The organism is Sphingobacterium sp. xlx-130, assembly GCF_011007405.1.
Classification (GTDB): domain Bacteria; phylum Bacteroidota; class Bacteroidia; order Sphingobacteriales; family Sphingobacteriaceae; genus Sphingobacterium; species Sphingobacterium luzhongxinii.
Map to the genome: position 1 here is coordinate 262,998 of NZ_WFKN01000003.1, position 22,468 is coordinate 285,465.

At 37.6% G+C, this 22,468-nt stretch carries 23 protein-coding genes; 15 read left to right on the forward strand and 8 right to left on the reverse strand.

What is annotated here, in order from left to right:
- Window positions 1-29 precede the first annotated feature (29 nt).
- From G7B18_RS04435 to G7B18_RS04455, 5 genes are all read left to right on the forward strand, one after another.
- Window positions 30-908, forward strand: coding sequence for a cell division protein FtsX (locus G7B18_RS04435; RefSeq protein WP_164108167.1), 879 nt, complete (start codon window positions 30-32; stop codon window positions 906-908).
- A 68-nt stretch (window positions 909-976) separates the two neighbouring features.
- A complete protein-coding gene (locus G7B18_RS04440) occupies window positions 977-1,210 on the forward strand; it encodes a DUF3098 domain-containing protein (RefSeq protein WP_164108166.1) in 234 nt (77 codons plus the stop codon).
- Between the two features lie 12 nt (window positions 1,211-1,222).
- On the forward strand, window positions 1,223-2,017 hold the full coding sequence (locus G7B18_RS04445; protein ID WP_164108165.1) for an undecaprenyl-diphosphate phosphatase: 795 nt from the start codon (window positions 1,223-1,225) through the stop codon (window positions 2,015-2,017).
- Entirely contained in the window at window positions 2,017-2,748 is a 732-nt protein-coding gene (gene truB, locus G7B18_RS04450) for a tRNA pseudouridine(55) synthase TruB (protein WP_164108164.1), read from the forward strand. The genes G7B18_RS04445 and truB overlap by 1 nt, the downstream gene beginning before the upstream one ends.
- Before the next feature lie 6 nt (window positions 2,749-2,754).
- Window positions 2,755-3,732 (forward strand): bifunctional riboflavin kinase/FAD synthetase, encoded by a 978-nt coding sequence (locus G7B18_RS04455; protein WP_164108163.1) that lies wholly within the window; start codon window positions 2,755-2,757, stop codon window positions 3,730-3,732.
- An 11-nt stretch (window positions 3,733-3,743) separates the two neighbouring features.
- On the opposite strand, the gene bshB1 is transcribed toward G7B18_RS04455, so the two are convergent.
- The 3 genes from bshB1 to G7B18_RS04470 form a co-directional block, all read right to left on the reverse strand.
- Window positions 3,744-4,463 carry a bacillithiol biosynthesis deacetylase BshB1 gene (bshB1, locus tag G7B18_RS04460; protein ID WP_164108162.1) on the reverse strand — a complete coding sequence of 240 codons (720 nt, stop codon included), beginning with the start codon at window positions 4,461-4,463 and terminating at the stop codon, window positions 3,744-3,746.
- 366 nt (window positions 4,464-4,829) lie between these two features.
- Window positions 4,830-5,333, reverse strand: coding sequence for a glutathione peroxidase (locus tag G7B18_RS04465; RefSeq protein WP_164108161.1), 504 nt, complete (start codon window positions 5,331-5,333; stop codon window positions 4,830-4,832).
- An 11-nt stretch (window positions 5,334-5,344) separates the two neighbouring features.
- Window positions 5,345-5,959 (reverse strand): DUF4294 domain-containing protein, encoded by a 615-nt coding sequence (locus G7B18_RS04470; RefSeq protein WP_164108160.1) that lies wholly within the window; start codon window positions 5,957-5,959, stop codon window positions 5,345-5,347.
- A gap of 185 nt (window positions 5,960-6,144) precedes the next feature.
- Between G7B18_RS04470 and G7B18_RS04475 the strand changes: the two genes are divergently transcribed.
- The 8 genes from G7B18_RS04475 (at window position 6,145) to coaA (ending at window position 14,869) form a co-directional block, all read left to right on the forward strand.
- Window positions 6,145-8,352: a RelA/SpoT family protein gene (locus tag G7B18_RS04475; protein ID WP_164108159.1), complete on the forward strand. Its 2,208-nt coding sequence runs from the start codon at window positions 6,145-6,147 to the stop codon at window positions 8,350-8,352.
- Window positions 8,353-8,429: 77 nt separating this feature from the next.
- Window positions 8,430-8,924 carry a Fur family transcriptional regulator gene (locus G7B18_RS04480; protein ID WP_164108158.1) on the forward strand — a complete coding sequence of 165 codons (495 nt, stop codon included), beginning with the start codon at window positions 8,430-8,432 and terminating at the stop codon, window positions 8,922-8,924.
- 244 nt (window positions 8,925-9,168) lie between these two features.
- Window positions 9,169-10,443, forward strand: coding sequence for an adenylosuccinate synthase (locus G7B18_RS04485; RefSeq protein WP_164108157.1), 1,275 nt, complete (start codon window positions 9,169-9,171; stop codon window positions 10,441-10,443).
- A 3-nt stretch (window positions 10,444-10,446) separates the two neighbouring features.
- Window positions 10,447-11,733 carry an anthranilate synthase component I family protein gene (locus tag G7B18_RS04490; protein WP_164108156.1) on the forward strand — a complete coding sequence of 429 codons (1,287 nt, stop codon included), beginning with the start codon at window positions 10,447-10,449 and terminating at the stop codon, window positions 11,731-11,733.
- A 95-nt stretch (window positions 11,734-11,828) separates the two neighbouring features.
- On the forward strand, window positions 11,829-13,058 hold the full coding sequence (locus G7B18_RS04495) for a nucleoside recognition domain-containing protein (protein WP_164122127.1): 1,230 nt from the start codon (window positions 11,829-11,831) through the stop codon (window positions 13,056-13,058).
- Window positions 13,059-13,075: 17 nt separating this feature from the next.
- Window positions 13,076-13,444 carry a methylglyoxal synthase gene (locus tag G7B18_RS04500; RefSeq protein WP_164108154.1) on the forward strand — a complete coding sequence of 123 codons (369 nt, stop codon included), beginning with the start codon at window positions 13,076-13,078 and terminating at the stop codon, window positions 13,442-13,444.
- 6 nt (window positions 13,445-13,450) lie between these two features.
- Window positions 13,451-13,855, forward strand: coding sequence for an OsmC family protein (locus tag G7B18_RS04505; RefSeq protein ID WP_164122128.1), 405 nt, complete (start codon window positions 13,451-13,453; stop codon window positions 13,853-13,855).
- Between the two features lie 57 nt (window positions 13,856-13,912).
- A complete protein-coding gene (gene coaA / locus G7B18_RS04510) occupies window positions 13,913-14,869 on the forward strand; it encodes a type I pantothenate kinase (RefSeq protein WP_164108152.1) in 957 nt (318 codons plus the stop codon).
- Here the strand turns inward: coaA and G7B18_RS04515 are convergent.
- On the reverse strand, window positions 14,856-15,725 hold the full coding sequence (locus tag G7B18_RS04515; protein WP_164108151.1) for a mechanosensitive ion channel family protein: 870 nt from the start codon (window positions 15,723-15,725) through the stop codon (window positions 14,856-14,858). The two genes, coaA and G7B18_RS04515, sit on opposite strands and share 14 nt — an antisense overlap.
- A 134-nt stretch (window positions 15,726-15,859) precedes the next feature.
- Here G7B18_RS04515 and G7B18_RS04520 point away from each other — a divergent pair, with 134 nt between their 5' ends.
- Window positions 15,860-16,813, forward strand: coding sequence for an acetyl-CoA carboxylase carboxyltransferase subunit alpha (locus tag G7B18_RS04520; protein ID WP_164108150.1), 954 nt, complete (start codon window positions 15,860-15,862; stop codon window positions 16,811-16,813).
- Between the two features lie 43 nt (window positions 16,814-16,856).
- Here G7B18_RS04520 and G7B18_RS04525 read toward each other — a convergent pair whose 3' ends face one another.
- Together G7B18_RS04525 and G7B18_RS04530 are read right to left on the reverse strand one after the other, a co-directional pair.
- Entirely contained in the window at window positions 16,857-18,107 is a 1,251-nt protein-coding gene (locus tag G7B18_RS04525; protein ID WP_164108149.1) for a thioredoxin family protein, read from the reverse strand.
- A 123-nt stretch (window positions 18,108-18,230) separates the two neighbouring features.
- Complete coding sequence (locus G7B18_RS04530) at window positions 18,231-18,947, reverse strand: class I SAM-dependent methyltransferase (protein WP_164108148.1); 717 nt, start codon at window positions 18,945-18,947, stop codon at window positions 18,231-18,233.
- 91 nt (window positions 18,948-19,038) lie between these two features.
- On the opposite strand from G7B18_RS04530, the gene G7B18_RS04535 reads away from it, so the two are divergent.
- On the forward strand, window positions 19,039-19,920 hold the full coding sequence (locus G7B18_RS04535; protein ID WP_164108147.1) for a LysR family transcriptional regulator: 882 nt from the start codon (window positions 19,039-19,041) through the stop codon (window positions 19,918-19,920).
- A gap of 55 nt (window positions 19,921-19,975) precedes the next feature.
- Here G7B18_RS04535 and rseP read toward each other — a convergent pair whose 3' ends face one another.
- Both rseP and G7B18_RS04545 read right to left on the reverse strand, forming a co-directional pair.
- The gene (gene rseP / locus G7B18_RS04540) at window positions 19,976-21,283 is read right to left on the reverse strand and encodes an RIP metalloprotease RseP (protein WP_164108146.1); all 1,308 of its coding nucleotides are present in this window, start codon (window positions 21,281-21,283) and stop codon (window positions 19,976-19,978) included.
- Between the two features lie 10 nt (window positions 21,284-21,293).
- Window positions 21,294-22,460: a 1-deoxy-D-xylulose-5-phosphate reductoisomerase gene (locus tag G7B18_RS04545; protein ID WP_164122129.1), complete on the reverse strand. Its 1,167-nt coding sequence runs from the start codon at window positions 22,458-22,460 to the stop codon at window positions 21,294-21,296.
- Between the last annotated feature and the right edge of the window lie 8 nt (window positions 22,461-22,468).

Below are 22,468 nucleotides of genomic sequence, written 5' to 3' on the forward strand. Positions count from 1 at the left end.
ACTTTCGCATCAAATAATAAAAAAGGCTTATGTCAATAGTAGATCAAGGCTCGTCTCATAAAAGAACTAAATCTGTATATATTTCAACCGTTATCAGTATCGCATTGGTATTGTTAATGACAGGTCTTTTGGGCCTAATACTGGTTCATGCTAAAAACCTCTCCAAGTACGTAAAAGAGAATATCGTTCTTAATGTCATCGTCAATGACAAGATAAATGAGGGGGATGTCTTATCGCTTCAAAAAGATATTGAAAAAGATGGATATGTGTTACGCACTGAATATGTAAGTAAAGAACTTGCCGCTAAAAACCTCAAAGAAGATCTTGGTGAAGATTTTATAGAATATCTAGGCCATAACCCACTCCTACCTTCTATTGATATCTATTTAAAGGAACAATATGCCAATTCGGACAGTATACAACCTTTCATACAAAAACTGGCAAAAAATAGCCGTGTAAAGGAAGTCGTGTACCAAGAGTCACTGATCGACATGGTAAATAAGAACATACGGATCATCTCTATAATCGTGCTTGCTTTCACCGTAATTCTATTGGTTATTGCCGTAGCATTGATTAACAACACAATACGATTAGCAATCTACTCACAAAGATTCCTGATAAAAAGCATGCAGTTGATCGGTGCGACGAAAAACTTCATCCGTAAACCTTATATTATGTATGGGGTCGTTCACGGCTTGATTGGCTCCCTAATAGCGATACTTTTACTTATATTTACACTACAATTTGCGCAAAAGCAAGTACCAGAATTAGTTTTCTTACGCAACTGGTATGAATTTGGAGCTATATTTTTAATTGTTGTTATCTTAGGTATATTGATTTCCGGATTGAGTACTTATTTTGCAGTAACCAAGTATCTACGTGCTAAGTCACATAGTTTATACCGTTAATTTGTAGCAACAACCAACTTTAAGAATAAGATTTGTAAGTCATTACTTCATCACATAACTAAAAAAGAATGTCACAAAAAAATCCTATAGCAAATAATGAAAAACAGCAGAGTTCGTTTGTCTTTCAAAAAGTAAACTATCAACTTTTCATTGTCAGCATTGTTATCGTAGCCATTGGTTTTTTATTGATGATGGGCACTGAAGATATTTATAGTTTTGCAAAGATCACGCTAGCACCTTTAGTTGTAATTCTAGGTTTTGCAATGGGTTTTGTTGCAATACTCTATAAGCCTAAAAAATAAAAGAAGCTAAGAATGAGTTATTTTGAGGCTATTATTTTAGCCATTATTGAAGGACTTACGGAATTCCTACCCGTATCTTCTACAGGTCATATGATTATTGGCTCAGCTTTAATGGGGATCGAACCTTCTCCATTTGTCAAACTGTTTACCATAGTCATTCAACTTGGCACTATCCTATCCGTACTTGTACTCTATTGGAAACGCTTCTTTAAATCGTCAGATTTTTACTATAAATTAGTTGTTGCAGCCATCCCAGCCTCTATTCTAGGTATTGTACTGAATGATGTGATTGACTCATTATTAGAGAGTCCGCTGATGGTTGGCGTAATGCTCGTTATCGGAGGTATTGTGCTCTTGTTTGTTGACAAGTGGTTTAATAAACCAACAGTTGAAAACTCAGACAACATCAGTTTTAAGCAGGCTTTCTTAATCGGGTGTTATCAGTGTTTAGCACTTATCCCGGGAACATCTCGATCGGCGAGTACTATCGTTGGGGGGATGACACAACAACTTACGAGAAAAGCAGCAGCAGAATTCTCTTTCTTTTTGGCTATACCAATGATGCTAGGCGCTTCTTTGGTAAAGCTATTAAAATTCTTTAAAGAAGGTCATACTTTTACTGGCGATGAGATCAATCTCTTAATTGTAGGAAACATCGTAGGATTTATAGTCGCTATAATTGCGATTAAAACATTTATTGATATCTTGACGAAACATGGTTTCAAAGCCTTTGGCTGGTACAGGATTATTGTAGGTGCGATTATTATAGCTATGCTATTGAGTGGCCATAGTTTACAGATTATTTAATGGAAGATATTCAGCAATCAAACACACACTTTTCCTTTGCAGAAGGAGAAGTATTACTTGTAGATAAACCACTTACTTGGACGAGTTTTGATGTCGTAGGTAAGTTAAGAAATACCATGAAACCGCTTAAACTTAAAGTAGGTCATGCGGGAACCTTGGATCCGTTGGCATCCGGTTTATTGATTATCTGTACGGGCAAGTTGACAAAAAAAATAGACTCCTTTCAGGCCGAAGACAAAGAATATACAGGCACTATAACTTTGGGAGCCACAACTCCCTCTTATGACTTGGAAACCGAAGTCGATCAAACATTTGATATTTCAGGAATTACAGAAGACGAAATCCTAACAGCTGCAAAAAGCTTCTTGGGCGAAATAAGTCAGTATCCTCCAGCACACTCTGCTTTAAAGATAAATGGTGAAAGGGTCTACGAAAAAGCCAGACGAGGAGAAGAAGTAGAGCTAAAGCCTAGGACTGTAGTTATACATGCGTTTGACATTGAAAAAATAGAATTACCCCTTGTATATTTTCGTATAAAATGTTCTAAAGGCACTTATATACGTTCTATAGCAAATGACCTTGGAAAATTATTAAATAACGGTTCTCACCTTTCGTCTTTAAGACGAACGATGAGCGGTGAATACCATGTCGATAAGGCGTGGGATCTAGAGGAATTAATACAAACCATTAGAGCTCAAAAAGCATCAATGGAACTAGAAAATCGACTATAATTTCTAATGAAAATCTATAGAAACCTTGATGAATTTGCTCCTCTTGAAAATGCAATAGTTACTATTGGTACATTTGACGGAGTACATATCGGACATCAAAAAATATTAAAGAAGCTCGTTAATTGTGCAAAAGAGTTTGGTGGAGAATCCGTGTTATTAACATTCTTTCCTCATCCGAGACTTATTATCAATCCTGATGATGAAGGACTTCGTCTTATTAATGATATTGAGGAGAAAACACATCAGCTGGCATTAGCCGGCATAGACCATCTCATTATAACACCATTCACCAGAGACTTTTCTAATCAGAGTGCCGAAGAATACATTCGAAATGTATTGGTCAATAAGCTAGGTACTAAGTCTATAATCCTAGGCTATGACCATCATTTTGGAAAAGACAGAAAGGGATCGATCAAAGATTTAATCCATTTTTCGACTATTTTTGACTTTCAGGTTCAAGAAATCCCAAAACAAGATATTGATGATGTAGCCGTCTCCTCTACGCGTATACGTGAATCATTGATTAAGGGAGATATCCTCACTGCTAATAAATATCTGGGTTATCCATTTGAACTAACAGGGACGGTGATTCGGGGCGATCAAATCGGAAGACAAATAGGATTCCCAACCGCTAACATTCATGTTCACGAGGCACACAAGCTTATTCCAGCATACGGGATTTATGCTGTAGAAGTCGAGATTTACCCAAAAGTACCTTCTATTGACCTAGGAACCTATCAAGAACCGAAGCCAGAAAAAACAGCGCAAGGAATGTGCTATATTGGCACAAGGCCTACGGTAGATGGGATGAATAGGAAAATTGAAGTCAACCTATTGGACTTCACAGAAAACTTATATACAAAAACTATCCGCATCAAATTCATGGAGTTTATCCGACATGACGAACGCTTTGATTCATTGGATGAAATGCAGCAACAGATTAAAGTTGATGAAAAGAATATCAGAGCCTATTTCAAAAAATAGGCTCTGATCATTTAAATCAATTCAAAAAGATCATTTACACCAAGTAGTTTACGCGACGTAAATCCTTCTCCATAGGATACCTGTATATTCCGGCCAAACTCTCGTGCTCGAGCTTTTGTGTACTCCATAAAATCGGGTTTCGAGATATAGGTCTGTGGTCCATCCTCTTCCGTGAGTGAATTAAATTGAGTTTTGTAGGCTAAAATCGATTTTTCTTTTAATTCCCAATAGCTACTGATATCTAAAATAATATCAGGTTGTAAATATTTATCTTGAATCAACTGAAGTTGCAACCGAGGTCTAAATGCCTTTTGATTTACGCCATCTAGCTGCGTCTCAACACGTCGAAGGCCGGATAAGAATAACGAATCATTAACAAGCTTACTTGCGCGTCCATGATCTGGATGTCGATCATCAATCGCATTGGTAATAATAATCTCTGGCCTATATTTGCGAATAATACTGATAATAACACGCTGAGAATCTTCCTCATTGGCAAAAAAACCGTCCCGAAGACCTAGATTTTCGCGTACCGCTACACCCAATATCCGTGCAGCTTCTGCGGCCTCCTCTGCCCTGGTCTCCGCCGTACCACGAGTACCTAACTCACCTCTAGTCAAATCAATAATACCAACCGTCTTTCCTTCAGCCACATATTTAGCGATCGTCCCCCCAGCACCCAATTCGGCATCATCTGGGTGCACGCTCATAACCATTAAATCTAATTTCATATGTGTATAACTTGCTTTTAATAATCATATGGAATACTCATGGGTGTTTGTGCTTCGCTAAACATGAGTATTTCATATGTATATAACTTGATTTTCAACTGCCATTAACTTATCCCAAATAGTCGGGATGGAATATCCAAAATATATTCATTCGTGTTTGCGTAGTTTCCGATACATGGACATTTCATCTGTTTGTATTTTTTAGTTGTCAGCCAAAACTTATAACCGACACGATGTACATTATTTGCCTTACCCTTATTATGTTTTTAGCATTTAGAGCAAACTTAGGTAAATTATATTTTTTATTGATAGGCTTAATGAAATAGACGTATTGTCTTAGTTCTTTTATGACAAAGCCATGAAAGATTAATCTTGTTTCACTGCTAACAATTCCTGGATTTTACGTTGCACCCGAGCAGACATTGGACTGGTCACTGTATAATAAAAATCGACCACCCTTCCATTGCGATCAACAAGATATTTATGAAAGTTCCACAGGGGCTTATTATGTAATACCCCATTCAGATCTTTATTGGATAAGAATTGATACAACGGGTGAATGTAATCACCTTTAACGTGTATTCGTTTAAACACAGGAAATGTAACTCTCTCTTTTATTTTACAATAGGTTTCTAAATTAACCCCTGTGCGAGGTTCTTGATTTCTAAAATCATTGGATGGAAAAGCCAATATCTCAAAACCTTGGTCTTTATACCTTTGATACAACTGCTCCAACGTTTTAAACTGCCTACGAAAATAACATCCACTAGCCGTATTAACGATGAGGACAACCTTACCAGAAAAATCCTCTAGTGATCGCTCTTTTCCCGAAAATTCAAGAACTTTAAAGCTGTAAATATTGTTCTCCATATAAAACATCTTTATTGATAGGGTTTGTTAATAGGTCTTACTCGTTCATATTCACGAATGATGTTTTCCACTTCAAAATCCTCAGCAGGATCATAGGTACTTTTCAGATTATGGCCAAAAACACGAGCTACCCCTTGATATACGAAAGCCGTGATACTTCCTTTCATATCTTTGACCAAGTCATAACTGGTATTACCAGTTTGTCTTTCGATGAGTTTAATTAAAATCTTTCCTTGTGAGACCGAAAGGTTCTTTACTTCATTCGTAATTTTCTCTTTTATCTCTTGCTCACAAGCCTTTATCAGAGCTTTCTCTTCCTTCTTACTGTCTACCAATGCCAAATCTCTATCCAACTGCTCATATCTCTTTTGTGCATATATAGCATAAGGCAGTACCCGAAGAACATTTCTTTTCAACCTTAAATACCTATTTTTTTCCTCTTCACTCTTCCATTCTCTCCTAGCACGAATCACCACCTCTTCGATTGGAAACCAAGGAGCCTCTTCTCCCGATTGCAGTCTAGTGGTTAAATAGTAGCCAACTATTTCCGGAGTGCCCGCACCATAATGCGGTAATGTCAAAAGTGGCCTTTGCTCTTGCGCCATAGCAAAACCTCCCCATACCATAAGGAAAATTAAAATCCTTGTAAATCCACAGCTACACATTGCTTTTTTGACCATTGACTAATTAAAAAATTCTTCTTTTTTTGTATATTTATATAAATAAAAACAAAAACAAATAGGGCATATCAAACCCTAACTATAAAATTACAATTTTTGATTGAAATTACGAAAATAATTAAAAGGTTCTTATGGCAGATTATGTGATTGATATTGAGGCGGAAAACAAAGAAATAAGAAAACGGTATAGGGCTCTATTGCGGGCTTGTAAACCTACCTTACAAAAAGGCGACAAGCAGGAAATACGGAAAGCATTTGATTTGGCGCTAGAGAGTCACAAAGACATGCGTAGAAAATCAGGAGAGCCTTACATCTATCACCCTATTGCAGTAGCTCAAATCGCCGCAGAGGAAATCGGATTAGGCACCACTTCCATTGTCTGTTCGTTATTACACGACGTAGTTGAAGATACAAGTCTAACATTAGAAGATATAGAAGCGTTATTTGGAAAAAAAGTCACCAAGATCATTGATGGCCTCACCAAGATATCGGGCGTCTTTGACCCAAACAGTTCAATGCAGGCTGAAAACTTCCGAAAAATGTTGTTAACGCTAGCGGACGATGTGCGGGTTATTCTGATTAAATTAGCAGATAGGTTACATAATATGCGTACGATGGAATTTATGGCGCGCCATAAGCAGCTTAAAATAGCTTCTGAAACAAGCTACCTTTATGCACCATTGGCGCACCGCTTAGGCCTCTATGCGATCAAATCTGAACTGGAAGATCTCTCGATGAAATATACCGATCCAGATACCTATAAGTTTATCGCCAAAAAACTGAACGAAAAGAAAGCGGAACGGGAGCGATTCATTTCAAACTTCGTAGCACCGATCGAAGAAATCCTGAGGGAACAGGGGATTAAAGCCGAAGTGTATGGCCGACCGAAGTCCATACATTCGATATGGAATAAGATGCGTAAAAAATCAATTCCTTTTGAGGAAGTCTATGACTTATTTGCTATTCGGGTGATTATAGATTCGGAATACGAGAAAGAGAAGACTGAATGCTGGAAGGTATACTCCATCATTACTGATTTGTATAGACCCAATCCTGATCGCTTGCGAGATTGGGTATCAACACCGAAAGGAAATGGCTACGAATCGCTCCATACCACAGTAATGGGACCAAAAGGTCAATGGGTAGAAGTGCAGATACGTACTAAACGGATGAATGAAATAGCCGAAAAAGGATTTGCGGCACATTGGAAGTACAAAGAATCCAACTCGGATAATGGACTCGATCAATGGATTCAAAAAGTAAGGGATGTTTTAGGAAGTCCGGAGCAAAATGCATTAGACTTTTTGGATGATTTCAAAATGAATCTATTTTCGGATGAGATTTTTATTTTTACACCGAAGGGAGCATTAATACAACTTCCAAACGGAGCAACAGCACTCGATTTTGCTTTTGAAATACACTCTGATATCGGTGCTACATGTATCGGCGCCAAGGTAAATCACAAATTGGTACCGCTAAGTCACCCCCTTCAAAACGGAGATCAGGTAGAAATAATAACCTCGAACAAGCAAACTCCAAAAGAAGATTGGCTTAATTTTGTGGTAACAGCAAAAGCTAAATCTAAAATTCGTTCTTCCTTAAAAGAAGAAAAAAGAAGAGTAGCCGAGGAAGGAAAAGAGATATTGGAAAGAAAGCTCAAGTCACTGAAAATAACCTACAACACAGATAATATTAATAAGATAGCTAATTTCTTTAAATACCCGAGTTCGCAAGAACTATTTTATAATGTGGCTAAAGGAAATATCGATATCAAAAACCTGAGAGAATATGCTGCCAGTGAAAAAATACACGAGAGCAACACCAATCAATTCTCTTCCCATATATCAGGGTTAGTTGATAAGATCAATAAAAAAGAAAACGACACCATTTTAATCGGTGATGATCTACAAAAAGTGGACTATACATTAGCTCCTTGTTGTAATCCTATCCCAGGCGATGATATATTTGGCTTCCTGACAGTAAACGACGGAATAAAAATACACCGTACCTCCTGCCCTAACGCCTCCAAATTGATGGCCAATTATGGTTATAGAATCCTGAAGGCACAATGGGCATCATCGCAGATAGAAACATCCTTTCTGACAGGAATCCGTATTATAGGGATCGATGATGTCGGACTTGTCAATAAACTAACCACAGTCATATCGCAAGAATTTAAGGTAAATATACGGTCGCTGTCTATATCGAGTAATGAAGGCATATTTGAAGGAAATATCATGGTTAACATCAACAACCTAGATCAATTAGACAATCTAATTAACCACCTGAAACTAGTTAGTGGTATAACTAGCGTAACGAGATACGAATTTGAAAATTGATCATATCAGTATCAGAATTTTTTAATATGCTAGAATTAGAACAGAAATTGGTAAATTTGTTTAAGTGTTAAAAGAAGATGAATCAAGCTGAAAACTACAGTACAGTTAAAAAAATATTTGAGGCTTACTTAGAGAATAAAAATCTGAGAAAAACTCCAGAGCGTTATGCAATTTTAGAGGAGATCTACTCCCGTACAGATCATTTTGATGTAGAATCGCTCTATATTCATATGAAAAACAAAAAATACCGGGTCAGTCGAGCCACAGTTTACAATACCCTAGAACTCTTGGTATCTTGCGATCTAGTGACCAAACATCAGTTTGGTCGTAATATGGCTCAGTTTGAAAAGTCCTATGGCTACAAACAACACGACCATGTTATTTGTATAGAATGCAACAAAGTGGTTGAATTTTGTGATCCCCGAATCCATCAGATTCAAAGTATGATTGGTGATCTTCTAAAATTCGACATCAAGCATCACTCTCTAAACTTATATGGGGTGTGTCAGGATTGCCGAGAATCTAAAGGCAAAGAACAGAAAAAAGTAGGTAAGGAAGTAATTTCAAATTAATTCTCCATCCTTTATTTTAAATAGTATTTTTGTTCGGAAAATTGAGTAATCAATTTTCCGAACTTTATTTTATTGTAGTATCTATTAATGGATCTACATTTGGTAAGGGCTATTTTTCAGTATTATTCTGAAAATGATTTTTATAGTCAGTTAACACCTTAAAAAAGGTGTTTTTCTTAGACTAAGGTCAAGGTCTTATTTTTATTTTTTGAAAATTTCAATTTTAATCTCAAAATAATACGTTATGCAAGTTGATGTGCTACTGGGCTTACAATGGGGCGACGAGGGAAAAGGAAAGATAGTCGATGTACTATGTCCTCAATATGATCTTATCGCTCGTTTCCAAGGAGGTCCTAATGCAGGACATACGTTAGAGTTTGACAACAAAAAGTTTGTTTTAAACACTATCCCTTCAGGTATTTTTAACCCAAAAACTTTAAACTTAATTGGAAACGGTGTAGTAATCGATCCAATTATTCTTAAAAGAGAGTTAGATAACCTAAAGTCTGCAGGTTTTGATCCTGTAGGAACAGGAAAATTAGTTTTAGCGCGTAAAGCGCACCTAATTCTTCCAACGCACCAACTTTTAGACGCGGCATCGGAGTCCAAAATGGGTGAAGGAAAAATCGGCTCCACTTTGAAAGGGATCGGCCCCACCTATATGGACAAAACAGGTAGAAATGGTCTTCGTGTAGGGGACACTACGTTACCTGATTTCATGGAACGCTATGAAAGATTAAAAGAAAAACACTTGAATATCTTATCACATTATGGTGAAGTTCCTGATTTCAAAGAACGTGAAGACGCTTTCCTAGCCGCTATCGAATTCTTAAAGACAATACCTCATGTAGACTCAGAACATTTAGTCAACCAATACTTAAAAGAAGGAAAAAAAGTATTAGCTGAAGGTGCACAAGGTACATTGCTCGATATCGATTTCGGTTCTTATCCATTTGTAACTTCATCCAATACGACAACAGCCGGTGCTTGTACAGGATTAGGTATAGCTCCTAACAAAATAGGTGACGTACTAGGCATTTTCAAAGCTTATTGCACCCGTGTTGGAGGTGGACCTTTCCCAACAGAGTTAGATAATGAAGTTGGTGAACAACTACGTCAATTGGGCCATGAATTTGGTGCAACAACAGGGCGTGCTAGACGGACAGGATGGATTGATATCCCTGCCTTAAAATATGCAATAATGCTGAACGGCGTAACGGAATTAGTAATGATGAAAGCAGATGTACTCGATACATTTGAAAAAATATATGCTTGTACACATTACAGATATAACGGAGAAATTATTGACTATATGCCTTACGACATAAATTCAATCAAACCAGAACCGATCTTAGAGGAAATCGAAGGTTGGAATCAGGATCTAACAGGGATACGCTCGCAAGAAGAAATCCCTGCAGCACTGGCAAATTACATTGCTTATTTAGAAAAAGCACTTCAAGTGCCTATCAAATATCTATCTGTAGGACCAGACCGTACACAAACTATTGCTTTGAATTAAGCCATGGCTAAAGCCATATTTGAAGTTGATCACTTATTTGAAGCTAAAGCTCTAGAATGGGCTCAACAATTCGAACAAGTGTGTTATTTTCAGTCCAATGGCTACAAGGACGCTTACTCCTCTGTGGCATCTCTATTGGCAGTAGATGCTAAAGCCGACTTCGAAAGCGATGGTACACAAACCTTCGCTAAGGTAGAAAATTTTAAAACCAAGTATCCACAAAACTGGATGCTTGGTTTTTTTAGCTACGACCTCAAAAATGAGTTAGAGGCACTAACTACTTCGCAGCCGGATAACCTGGGCTTTCCAGAGGCCTATTTTTTTATCCCAAAAACAGTATTAAAGTTTTCGAATTCAAGCTTGGAAATCGAGTCGAATAATCCCGAAGAAATATTTCAATCCATTGACAATTTTTCGTTTATGAACCAAGACTTTACACGAAAAAGATCGGCTATTCGTGTAAAAAAAAGAATGTCCAAGGAGGTCTATTTTAATGCGTTTGAAAAGATGATGTATCATATCAAACGTGGTGATATCTATGAAGTAAATCTCTGTCAAGAATTTTATGCAGAACAAGCTATACTAAATCCTATAGCTACATACAACAAATTGAATAGAATATCTCCTACACCATTCTCGACTTTTTTTAAACTGAGAGATAAGTTTGTCCTTTCCGCATCACCGGAACGTTTTCTTGCAAAAAGAGGACATACATTAATTTCGCAACCTATTAAAGGTACAGCACCTCGGGGAGTGACTGAGGAAGAAGACGAATGTCTTAAAAGTGAATTACGCAACAACCCCAAAGAAATTGCCGAGAACGTAATGATTGTCGATTTGGTACGCAATGACATGACACAATCTGTAGAACCTGCCAGTGTAGATGCAAGTCGAAAATTGGAAGTACATACCTTTAAGCAAGTACACCAACTAATCTCCACGATAACAGGACAACAAAAAGCAGACATTTCGGATATACAAGCTTTAAAAAACCTGTTCCCCCCTGGGTCGATGACAGGTGCTCCCAAGATTAGCGCCATGCGCTTATGCGATTTGTATGAAAAAAGTAAAAGAGGTATTTATGCTGGTACAGTTGGATATTTTTCACCAGATGGGGATTTTGATTTTAATGTAGTAATACGCACAATTTTGTACAATCAGAGCCAACAGTATCTATCTTTTCATACCGGGGGAGCTTTGACTTATAGTGCTAAAGCGGAAGAAGAATATAAAGAATGTCTTTTGAAAGCTAGCGCAATAATAAGAGCACTTGATAGCGAGTTAAAATAAGAATACACTTGTATTAAACAGTTTTTACTGTTCTAAATTCCTTTTTGGAAGAATCTTTCATAAACCTTACATTTACAACCGAAAACTATAATTATATGGCTCTAAATTACGTTTGGGTTTCGTTTTTCTTGATCACTTTTGTGGTAGCTCTGATAAAACTTATCGGCGGCGACACGGAGGTCTTCCAAAATATTGTCAAGGCTTTATTTGACAGTGCAGCAGGTGGCGCTACCATCTCATTAGGCTTAATAGGAATGATGACCTTTGCATTAGGAATAATGAAGATAGGAGAAAAAGGTGGAATGATTACCATATTTGCACGTATTGTAGGTCCATTTTTCAACAAGCTTTTTCCAGAGATCCCCAAAAACCATCCTGCCTTGGGATCTATTTTAATGAACTTTTCAGCTAATGCTTTGGGTCTAGATAATGCAGCGACCCCCTTGGGACTAAAAGCCATGAAGGAATTGCAAGAACTGAATCCACGAAAAGACACAGCGTCTAATGCACAGATTATGTTCATTGTTTTGAATGCATCAAGCTTAACCTTACTACCCATATCTATCATGGCTTATAGACAGGAGGCTGGAGCAGCACAACCGTCTGATGTATTTCTCCCCATCCTGATTGCTACTTTCTTCTCGACATTAGCGGCTCTATTCATGGTTTCCATTTATCAAAAAATAAACTTATTCAACAAAACAATATTATTATACTTGGGTAGTCTATCTCTTGCAATTGGTGGACTTCTTTACTATTTTTCAACCTTACAACAACAGCAAATAGAAGTAATTTCTTCGGTGGTGGGGAATTTAACCCTCTTTTCGCTGTTTGTTTCTTTCATAGCTCTCGCTTTCTACAAAAAAATCAATGTGTATGATGCTTTTATTGAGGGAGCCAAAGAAGGTTTTGGTGTCGCAGTCAATATCATTCCTTATCTAGTTGCTATATTAGTAGCCATAGCCGTTTTTAGAGCATCAGGAACAATGGATTACCTCGTAAACGGTATTTCATTCTTAATTGCTAAGTTAGGTTTTGATACTTCTTTTGTGGAAGCACTCCCAGTGGCATTCATGAAGCCACTTAGTGGCTCTGGAGCGCGAGGGCTGATGGTAGATTTAATGGCCGCTAAAGGTCCAGATGAATTTGCTTCCCGTGTAGCCTGTGTAATTCAAGGATCTACGGAAACAACATTTTATGTTTTGGCCGTTTATTTTGGATCTGTAGCTATCAAAAACACAAGACATGCGTTACCATGTGCATTGATTTCTGAATTTATTGGTGTGATTGCTGCTATAATAGTAGCTTACATTTTCTTTGGATAATATCTTTTAATTTAAGCATGAAAACAATTGCTCTAATAGCTCACGATGGAAAAAAAGCCGAGATGGTGGCTTTTGTTAAAGACCGTATCGAACACCTAAAAAAAGCTAAACTGGTAGCGACTGGCACTACGGGTACCTATGTAAAGCAGACAGGTTTAGAAGTAGAATTGAAACTGAGTGGACCTAAAGGAGGCGACGCACAGATTGCTGCTCTTGCTGCAGAAGGAAAAATTGATGGTATTATCTTTTTTAGAGATCCGCTAGGTAAGCATCCGCATGAACCAGATATTCAAATGCTGATGCGTATTTGTGATTTGTACAATGTTCCTCTCGCGACCAACCCAGGTACCGGATCTTTGATTATAGAAGGATTATTAGACGAATAAAAAAACATGAACGACGAAGTTAAAGTAACTATTGGTAAAGAAAAATACAAAACAGAAGTACAAATCAATCAACATAGTTTTATAGCTGATGAACCTACCGAAGTGGGTGGAACTGATCTTGGTCCTAAACCTACTTCCCTCCTCTTATCGGCACTAGGTACCTGTAAGGCCATGACCATGCGGATGTATGCTGATCAAAAACAATGGCCTTTAGAATCTGTTGAAATCAGATTATCTGCTGAAGTGATCAAAAGCACACTACAGCAGACCACGTATATTCGCTGTACCATAAAACTGATTGGTGATTTGGATGAAATGCAAAAAGAACGGATTTTCAAAGTCGGTGACAAATGTCCCGTTCAAAAGATTCTAAGCAACCCTATTGTTATCGAAAGTAATATACTACAATAAAATTACAGTTAATTTGTATTAGGGGTATTATATTTGCACCATCAAAAGAAGTCACTAATGTCATCATCACAAGAGGAACTCGTATTAAGTAGTCCGTACCAGCAATTTGAAAGAGAAGAGTGGAAGGATCTAAATGGACAATTTAACCTGAATCTGGAATCTACAGACATCAATTTGTTACACGCCCTTAATGAACCTCTAAATATGAAGGAAATCGAAGAGATTTATTTCCCTTTGGCACATCTGATCGAACTACATATAAAAAATTATGACAGGATAAGAGATAATAGTAACTCTTTTTTTCAAAGGAATCAACAAAAACTGCCTTTTATAATCGGCATCGCGGGCTCGGTGGCAGTAGGAAAAAGCACAACCGCCCGGGTCCTCAAAAAAGTACTATCATTTCTCCCAAATAAACCAAAAGTGGAATTAGTGACCACTGATGGATTTTTATTCCCCAATAAAGTCCTTGCTGATAAAAATATAATGAATCGAAAAGGATTTCCTGAAAGTTATGACACAAAAAAACTTCTGCATTTCCTTTCCGCAATCAAATCCGGAGTTCAATCTATCTTCGTACCGATGTATTCGCATCTGGAATACGACGTACTTCCCAAAGAAGACCAAGAAATTAATCAACCTGACATATTGATACTGGAGGGTATCAATGTATTACAGGTAAACTCCCAAAAAGGTCAAAACAACAAGGTGTTTGTATCCGATTTCTTTGACTTTTCAATCTATGTTGATGCATTGGAGCAAGATATTATTTCCTGGTACATTAATCGCTTTGAATCGTTAAGAGCAACAGCCTTTCAAGATCCAACGTCTTATTTCCATAAATATGCAGATATGACCTTAGAGGAAAGTCGCGACATGGCCACTCAGATATGGAATGAAATAAACAAACCAAACCTTCATGACAATATTCTACCAACGAAATATAGGGCCGATTTAATATTGCAAAAAGGATCAAACCATTTTGTCGAGAGTATTAAAGTTAGAAAGATTTAGCCTGTCTGTGCTTAAAGTCTAAGATATATTTCAAAATTTCATTTTCTATACTTTTATGAAGTTTATTGCTGCTACTGACAGCATAAAGCTCCATTTTGTATCGGACAAAATCTTTCCCTATTTCAACCACTTCCAAATCGAGCTCATTGGTGGGAGCTAAATTGGGATGATTTGTTAAAGTAGAACGAATATCACTTTCTAATTGATCAACTGATATGGGAATCGCTAATGGCAACTCAAATTTTACCGTAAATAAATTGGAGCGATGAGCCGATAAATTTACCATTGGATTGGTAAAAACAAGATTATTAGGTATCATCACAATATCATCTTCATCATTTTGCAATTCGATATTTGCAAACGTAATATCGACTATCCTTCCCTTTTGATCACCGACTTTAATCCTGTCCCCTACAGAAAGTTGTTCAGAAAACATAATAAATAATCCGCTCAACATATTCGTGATATAATCTCTAAATAATACCGCTATAGCCATCGCTACAATAGTAAGACTGGTAAGAAATTCTATGGGCTTGATCCCAAATGCTATCATCAAGGCTATGACAACAAATACCGCATTTAACATCGCGGTTAGACGATTTATCCCCAATACAAAATTGCCACGTACTGCCACCTTTGCATGACGGGCATTATAAAAAGAGATAATAACAAAGCGTGCAATTGAAACGATAATACTGGGCACAAGAAAAAAATAAACTCCTCTTAAAACCTGATACCACCACATAGTCTCATCTTCCTTAGTAGTATTAAAAAAAAGCGTGATCGTAACGGTTAAAAGAACAATCTTTATAACGAACGTAAACGGAAATTTGCTTGTATTAGTCTTTTCTACCATTTTTCTGATTTCTCTAAAGATGCCTAATCTACTAATTTTTGAACAATTGGCGATACTATTTAAGCACAAAACTGTTTTAGAATCACCAAAAAATACACTAACTTAGCCCTCCTAAAACGAAACCGTTTTTAAATATGGAAACAACATTTGATTTTGAAAAGCCGATTGCAGATTTGCAAACTCAAATAGAGAAGGTTCATCAAGTAGCAGAGAAAACGAAAGTCGACATGAGTGCTACAATCCGTGAACTCGAAGAAAAACTTACTGAAACAACAGTCGATGTATACAAAAACATGACCGGTTGGCAAAAAGTGCAGATGTCACGGCATCCGGACAGACCACAGACATTCGACTATATTGATATGATCTGTGATGAGTTTATTGAATTGCATGGTGATCGGACAGTAAAAGACGATAAGGCTATTATTGGAGGTTTTGCTTCCATTGGAGGTCAATCGGTTATGGTTATCGGGCATCAAAAAGGTAAAAATACTAAGGAGAGACAATACCGAAACTTTGGTATGGCCAATCCAGAAGGATATCGCAAAGCGCTTCGCCTAATGAAAATGGCCGAGAAGTTTAACAAACCTATTGTGACACTTATTGATACAATGGGAGCTTACCCAGGTCTGGAAGCAGAAGAACGTGGTCAAGGAGAGGCTATCGCACGTAACCTCTTAGAGATGTCCGTACTTAAGGTACCTGTAATCTGTATCGTAATTGGCGAAGGAGCTTCTGGCGGGGCATTGGGGATTGGTATAGGCGACCGTGTGTATATGATGGAAAACACTTGGTATTCTGTTATATCTCCTGAATCTTGTTCTTCTATTCTATGGAGAAGTTGGGATCACAAAGAGCGTGCTGCTGAAGCATTAAAATTAACCGGAAAGGATATGCTCGCTAATGGATTAATCGATGGTATTATCCCCGAACCTCTGGGCGGTGCTCACCAAAACCCGGAAGAGGCAGCAAATCATTTAAAAACACAGATTTTAAATGATTTGGAGATATTGAAAGCGAAAGCGCCTGATGTACTTGTCACAGAGAGAATAGACAAATTCAGTAAAATGGGCGTTGTCCATGAATAAAAAAAAGCCTCTTTCGAGGCTTTTTTTTATTCATACGACATTCTTAATCCCAAGTCGGTTCACCTGCTTTCATTTTATTAAGTATAGCTTGATAATTTTCCTTTTCGCTTTCCGAGGCTGCTACTAAAGCCTTCTCCTGCCATTTAATGGCATTGGCTTTGTCACCTGATTTGTACAAAAGATTTGCATACGTATCCAGATAAGCCGCATTCTCTCCCGCCTCTAAAGATTTTTTACTCCAGGCCAATGCGGATGTGATGCATGCTGCATCATCACAGTTTTCAAAAATTGTCCAAGCAAATGAGTTCAAATCTTGTGGAGACAACCGTTTACTACCCACTTTAACAAATTCATCAACGGCATCTTTAAAAGCCGGCCAATTCTTTACTCGACCATAATATTGAGCTTTAGCTCTAGCCAAAGACGATGTCATATCTACATAGGGATGAACTTGTTCTATTTCTTTCTGCAAGGCAACAAAATCAACGGAAGGCGTTTCAGCTTTCCCTATTTTAGGCATAACAAGCTCGTAGACTAATATTGAAGATAAAATATCATTACTACTACCTGGTTTTTGAGTTTCCTCAAGCAATGCATCTACCTTTTTCATGTTATCTTTAATAATACCATATGAAGCGCTCTTACTAGAAGTTGCGCCTTGCAATAGTAAGTCAATATTGTCTGACGTCAAAGCTCCTTCAACACCTACACTCTCAATAAAAGCAGTAATTGCTTTACTGGACATAGCTTCATCATAGGCAGACTGTGCGGCTTTCGCCAAACTTTTCGCTATCGCGGCGTCTTTGGGGTTAGCCTCAAACTTTTTGACCAATGTTACGTACTGTGTCTCTGGATTGAGTCCTTCCTTCGCTCTTGCGATAAAGGATTCCGCCTCTCCGCCTCCTACCATACGATGTACGAGCTCACCATTTGGTGAAAAAATAAGAAAAGTAGGATATGCCCTGACACCGTAATCTTTAGCAAATCGAGTAGCCTCGCTATACCACGACTTGACTTCTTCAGTATCTTTTTTAGTCTGATCCATCTGAAGTTTTAGATTTACAAAATTGGCATTAAAAAAAGTGCCTACATTTTCCTGTGGAAAAACATTTTCTGCCATCCAGATACAAGGGCCACACCAGGTCGTAAAGCAATCCACAAAAATATGTTTATTCTCTGCTTTCGCTTTGGCTTTGATTTTTTCCCAATTGCCGTTGTGTTCAAAATTAATCCCTTTTTCTTGACCCGTCACGAAAAGAGGGATGATAAAAAGAAGTGTCAATAATTTTCTCATAATGTTTAATTAGTTTATAGAGATGATGATAACCTCTGATTTATTCTACAATTTAAATCAATTTATTGGACAAACGAAATGATCAATAGACACTTAACAAAAAATAACATTACACAATTGCATTTACTTAAAAGCAACAAAGCTTCCAAAACACAAGTTTTTGTGTAAGATATCCACTTTAGAAAATCCGACTTGCCGTAACAAATCAACCTGAAACATCAATGATCGGGGACTATCCTCCTTTTCTATATAATCAAAGACAAGATCACGATAAGATTCATTACGTAGAGATGTCAGATAATCTCCATACTTTTCCTTATAAATAAGTTGTTGCAGCGCAGGAGTAACTTGCTCCACAAGATCAAAAATCCAAATACTCCCCCCTTTTCGTAACAAACGATAGAACTTGGTAAAAGCCTGTTTCCAATCTTCGTCTTCACGAAGATGGTGGAGTACAGCAGTAGCGATAATGGCATCAAACGACTCTTCTGGGATATCTATATTTCTGAAGTCTCCTTGCAAACAGATCACCTTGCCCCCTTCATTAAGCTCTTCTACACGTTCGCGTGCTTTATCGAGCATAGGTTTACTTAAATCAACAAGAGTAATGTCGAGTGGTTTAATATGTGTCAATAGCTTAACATCATAATTACCAGCTCCACAACCGATATCCAAGACCGAAGCCAGTTTGGGATAAGCTGCCACTATGCCCTCGGCAAATAGTGTCATATTAAATGTCGCATCGAGCGTAGTCGCTTGCCCTGTTTCCAAGTTTGAAAAACGTTCGACATCTTGATCAAAACGTTCTTCAATTTCTTTCAATGTAGACTTTCTGTTCATCTTTTGGTTCTTATAACAAAATCAAATCTACAGAAGCTTATAATACCTTAAAAATACTATTTTTGTTAATCATCAATACCCATTAGGTATCATGGAAATTAGACACCTCCGATATTTTAAGATCTTAGCCGAAGAATTGCATTTTGGAAAAGCTGCCAAAAGACTTTTCATTTCTCAACCCCCACTTAGTCGACAGATTAAAGAGCTGGAAAAAGAACTGGAAGTTCAGTTATTTTTAAGAAGTAACAAAAGAGTAGTGTTGACAGATGCAGGAGAATATTACTTGACAGAATGCGAACATATACTAAGTCATTTAGAAAAAGTAAAATACCGCTGTAAACAGATCCATCTTGCCGAAAGTGGCGTCTTTAGTCTCGGTTATGTTAGTTCCATTTCTAAAAAGAAAATATCCGAAATACTAAAATCTGCAAAAGAACAGTATCCGCTGTTGCAAATACATCTTTTTGAGATTTCATCTCAAAAACAATTAAAGGCTCTAGAGGAAGGTAAGCTCGATATAGGTATTATACGAGCTCCTATTACTCGTTCGGGATTCTGCCAAGTGCCTTTATATGAAGATGGTTTCGTTTTGGCAACACCAAGCTCTAGGGCTCACTTACAAGCCATAAATAAGATCAATTTTAACAACGAACATTTTATAACATATAATAGTGACTATGCTCCTATTTATTATCAAAAAGTATTAGAGATATGTGGTAGACTTAACTTTACACCTTCGATAATTCATGAATGTAATACGATGCAATCGATATTAGAATTAGTCGGTCATGGAGCAGGGCTAGCTATAGTACCAAAATCAGTTCAACAAGATTACGATAGTTCTCAAGTATACTTCGTCGATATTAAAAACATTACGGATATCAACACTCAAATTCTTATGACTTACGTAAACTCCAATCCAAGTCCTGTCCTGATCTCCCTAATAGCACTTATCAAGAACTACCTAAAATAAAAGAGCCTATATATATTATACAGGCTCTCCATAATTTAATATTCTGTTAAAAACTTTACCACTTTAAAATATCATTTCCAAAGGTAAAGAGCATCAGTGCGATCAGTATAAAAAATCCCACCATCTGGGCCGTCTCTAAAAACTTATCACTTAATGGCTTTCCTTGAACCATCTCAACCAATAAGAAGATTACGTGTCCTCCGTCTAACGCAGGGATAGGCAAAAGATTCATAAATGCTAAAGCCATGGATAGCGTACCCACTAGTGTCCAAAAACGCATCCAATCCACCTCTTTCCCAAACATCTTGGCAATACCTACCGGTCCAGATAGAGCCTTATCTGCACGAACCTCCCCTTTGAATATTTTACCAAACCCTTTAATATTATCCGTTATTACCGAAAAAGCTTTGTTGACACCAATAGGAAGAGATTCCGCAAAAGTATAGTTACGCCTCACTACAGGCTGGGAATTAATAAATCCTAAAATCGATGAAGTATCAGCAGCAGCAATCAACCGCAAAGAATCTACTCCACGTATCACCTCCAGCTTAATCTCCTTTCCTTTGTTCTTGGCTACTTCATCTTGAAAAACATCTAACCGATCTACCTTAACACCATTGATCGCAACAATACTATCCCCTTTCAATAGGCCCATCTTTTCGGCTCGGGATTCTCTATAAACAGAATCTATAGGTAGCATTTTGAATAGGGGAGTTACAAACTCATTCCGTTTATGTTCGGCTATTTCATTTAGCATAGTAGCAGGTAGCACAATATCCAATGTCTTTCCAGCTCTTTCGATCTGCAAGGTCGCGTCTCCCATTAAGACATCAGAGGTCATCAAATCCTTGTAGAATAAATTTGCCCTATTACCGTTTACAGCAATAATTTTATCCCCATCTTTAAGTCCTATATTTTGTCCTATAATACCGGGTTTTATACCATACAATTTTGTATTATCAAAATCAGCCTCTCCATACTTGAAAGTAATCATCCAAAAGACAACTATACCCACAATCACGTTAACAATAATTCCACCTAACATAACGATAAGACGTTGCCAAGCTGGTTTAGAGCGAAACTCCCACGGTTTAGGTTCTGTTTTCATCTGTTCCGTATCTATAGACTCGTCTATCATACCGGATATCTTAACATAACCACCTAAAGGTAACCAGCCTATACCATATTCGCATCCTTTATAATTGAACTTGAACAGTTTAACACCCCAAGCATCAAAAAACAAATAGAATTTTTCAACTTTGATACCGAACATACGGGCGGCCAAAAAATGCCCTAGTTCGTGTAATATAATTAAAATAGACAGTGCTAAAATCACCTGTCCTATCATTACTAATGTTCCCATCTATTAAATTTTAGTTTCTCAACTTACTTATTAAATCTCGTGCCACAAGCCTACTTTCTTTATCAAAAGTTATGTAATCCTCTAAATTAAGTTTTTCAAGGTTACTAATCTGACATAATGTCTCCTCTAAAATATCCGACATCCCTAAGAATGACACTCTATCCTGTAAAAAGGCTTCAACCGCAATTTCATTTGCCGCATTTAATACACAACATCTGTTTCCTCCTTCATGCAATGCATTATAAGCCAATCCTAGATTTCTGAAGGTACCGAAATCTGGCCGTTCAAAAGTTAGCTCAGCATAATCCATAAAATTAAAACGTTTAAAATCATTCTTTAATCGCTTAGGATAGGTCAGCGCATATTGAATGGGTAGCTTCATATCAGGCACTCCCATTTGAGCCTTCATAGAACCATCTTCAAATTGTACAATGGAGTGTATAATAGATTGTGGATGTACAATAACATCAATTTGGGAAAGATCCAGATCAAACAGCCATTTGGCTTCAATTACCTCCAGTCCCTTGTTCATCAACGAAGCGGAATCTATCGTGATCTTTGCCCCCATAGCCCAGTTTGGGTGTTTCAGGGCCTGTTCGCGTGTTACTTGTGCAAGATCCTTGGCGGTCTTTCCCCGGAATGGCCCTCCTGATGCCGTAAGATATATTTTTTCAATCGCATTATCTTCACCTACTAGACATTGAAAGATAGCAGAGTGTTCTGAATCTACAGGCAACATATTGACTTTATGCTTATGAGCAAGATCCATGACAAACTCACCAGCCATTACGAGCGTCTCCTTATTTGCTAAGGCAATATCTTTACCACACTTTATAGCCTCTACCGTAGGTCGCAATCCAGCTGACCCAACAATAGCATTCAGAACGACGTCAACCCCCACCAATGTAGCGGCCTCAATCAATCCCTCTTCGCCGGCAAGTACTTTACATGCCGTATTAACTAAAGCAGTCTTCACTTGACTGTAGTACTCTTCTTTGATAATGACAACGACTTCTGGCCTAAATTCCAATGCCTGCTGAATCAGCAAATCGACACTATTACTAGCGGTCAATGCAGCCACTTCAAGCTTATCGGGGAAAGATCTAACAACATCGAGGGCTTGAGTCCCGATACTACCAGTTGATCCTAATATTGCTACACTTTTCTTCTTCTCCACTTATCCTT

What these genes read in the sequence shown, in the direction of transcription:
- G7B18_RS04435 (WP_164108167.1), top strand. Translation starts at nt 30, where the DNA reads ATGTCAATAGTAGATCAAGGCTCGTCTCATAAAAGAACTAAATCTGTA.
- G7B18_RS04440 (WP_164108166.1), top strand. Translation starts at nt 977, where the DNA reads ATGTCACAAAAAAATCCTATAGCAAATAATGAAAAACAGCAGAGTTCG.
- G7B18_RS04445 (WP_164108165.1), top strand. Translation starts at nt 1,223, where the DNA reads ATGAGTTATTTTGAGGCTATTATTTTAGCCATTATTGAAGGACTTACG.
- truB (WP_164108164.1), top strand. Translation starts at nt 2,017, where the DNA reads ATGGAAGATATTCAGCAATCAAACACACACTTTTCCTTTGCAGAAGGA.
- G7B18_RS04455 (WP_164108163.1), top strand. Translation starts at nt 2,755, where the DNA reads ATGAAAATCTATAGAAACCTTGATGAATTTGCTCCTCTTGAAAATGCA.
- bshB1 (WP_164108162.1), bottom strand. Translation starts at nt 4,463, where the DNA reads ATGAAATTAGATTTAATGGTTATGAGCGTGCACCCAGATGATGCCGAA.
- G7B18_RS04465 (WP_164108161.1), bottom strand. Translation starts at nt 5,333, where the DNA reads ATGGAGAACAATATTTACAGCTTTAAAGTTCTTGAATTTTCGGGAAAA.
- G7B18_RS04470 (WP_164108160.1), bottom strand. Translation starts at nt 5,959, where the DNA reads ATGGTATGGGGAGGTTTTGCTATGGCGCAAGAGCAAAGGCCACTTTTG.
- G7B18_RS04475 (WP_164108159.1), top strand. Translation starts at nt 6,145, where the DNA reads ATGGCAGATTATGTGATTGATATTGAGGCGGAAAACAAAGAAATAAGA.
- G7B18_RS04480 (WP_164108158.1), top strand. Translation starts at nt 8,430, where the DNA reads ATGAATCAAGCTGAAAACTACAGTACAGTTAAAAAAATATTTGAGGCT.
- G7B18_RS04485 (WP_164108157.1), top strand. Translation starts at nt 9,169, where the DNA reads ATGCAAGTTGATGTGCTACTGGGCTTACAATGGGGCGACGAGGGAAAA.
- G7B18_RS04490 (WP_164108156.1), top strand. Translation starts at nt 10,447, where the DNA reads ATGGCTAAAGCCATATTTGAAGTTGATCACTTATTTGAAGCTAAAGCT.
- G7B18_RS04495 (WP_164122127.1), top strand. Translation starts at nt 11,829, where the DNA reads ATGGCTCTAAATTACGTTTGGGTTTCGTTTTTCTTGATCACTTTTGTG.
- G7B18_RS04500 (WP_164108154.1), top strand. Translation starts at nt 13,076, where the DNA reads ATGAAAACAATTGCTCTAATAGCTCACGATGGAAAAAAAGCCGAGATG.
- G7B18_RS04505 (WP_164122128.1), top strand. Translation starts at nt 13,451, where the DNA reads ATGAACGACGAAGTTAAAGTAACTATTGGTAAAGAAAAATACAAAACA.
- coaA (WP_164108152.1), top strand. Translation starts at nt 13,913, where the DNA reads ATGTCATCATCACAAGAGGAACTCGTATTAAGTAGTCCGTACCAGCAA.
- G7B18_RS04515 (WP_164108151.1), bottom strand. Translation starts at nt 15,725, where the DNA reads ATGGTAGAAAAGACTAATACAAGCAAATTTCCGTTTACGTTCGTTATA.
- G7B18_RS04520 (WP_164108150.1), top strand. Translation starts at nt 15,860, where the DNA reads ATGGAAACAACATTTGATTTTGAAAAGCCGATTGCAGATTTGCAAACT.
- G7B18_RS04525 (WP_164108149.1), bottom strand. Translation starts at nt 18,107, where the DNA reads ATGAGAAAATTATTGACACTTCTTTTTATCATCCCTCTTTTCGTGACG.
- G7B18_RS04530 (WP_164108148.1), bottom strand. Translation starts at nt 18,947, where the DNA reads ATGAACAGAAAGTCTACATTGAAAGAAATTGAAGAACGTTTTGATCAA.
- G7B18_RS04535 (WP_164108147.1), top strand. Translation starts at nt 19,039, where the DNA reads ATGGAAATTAGACACCTCCGATATTTTAAGATCTTAGCCGAAGAATTG.
- rseP (WP_164108146.1), bottom strand. Translation starts at nt 21,283, where the DNA reads ATGGGAACATTAGTAATGATAGGACAGGTGATTTTAGCACTGTCTATT.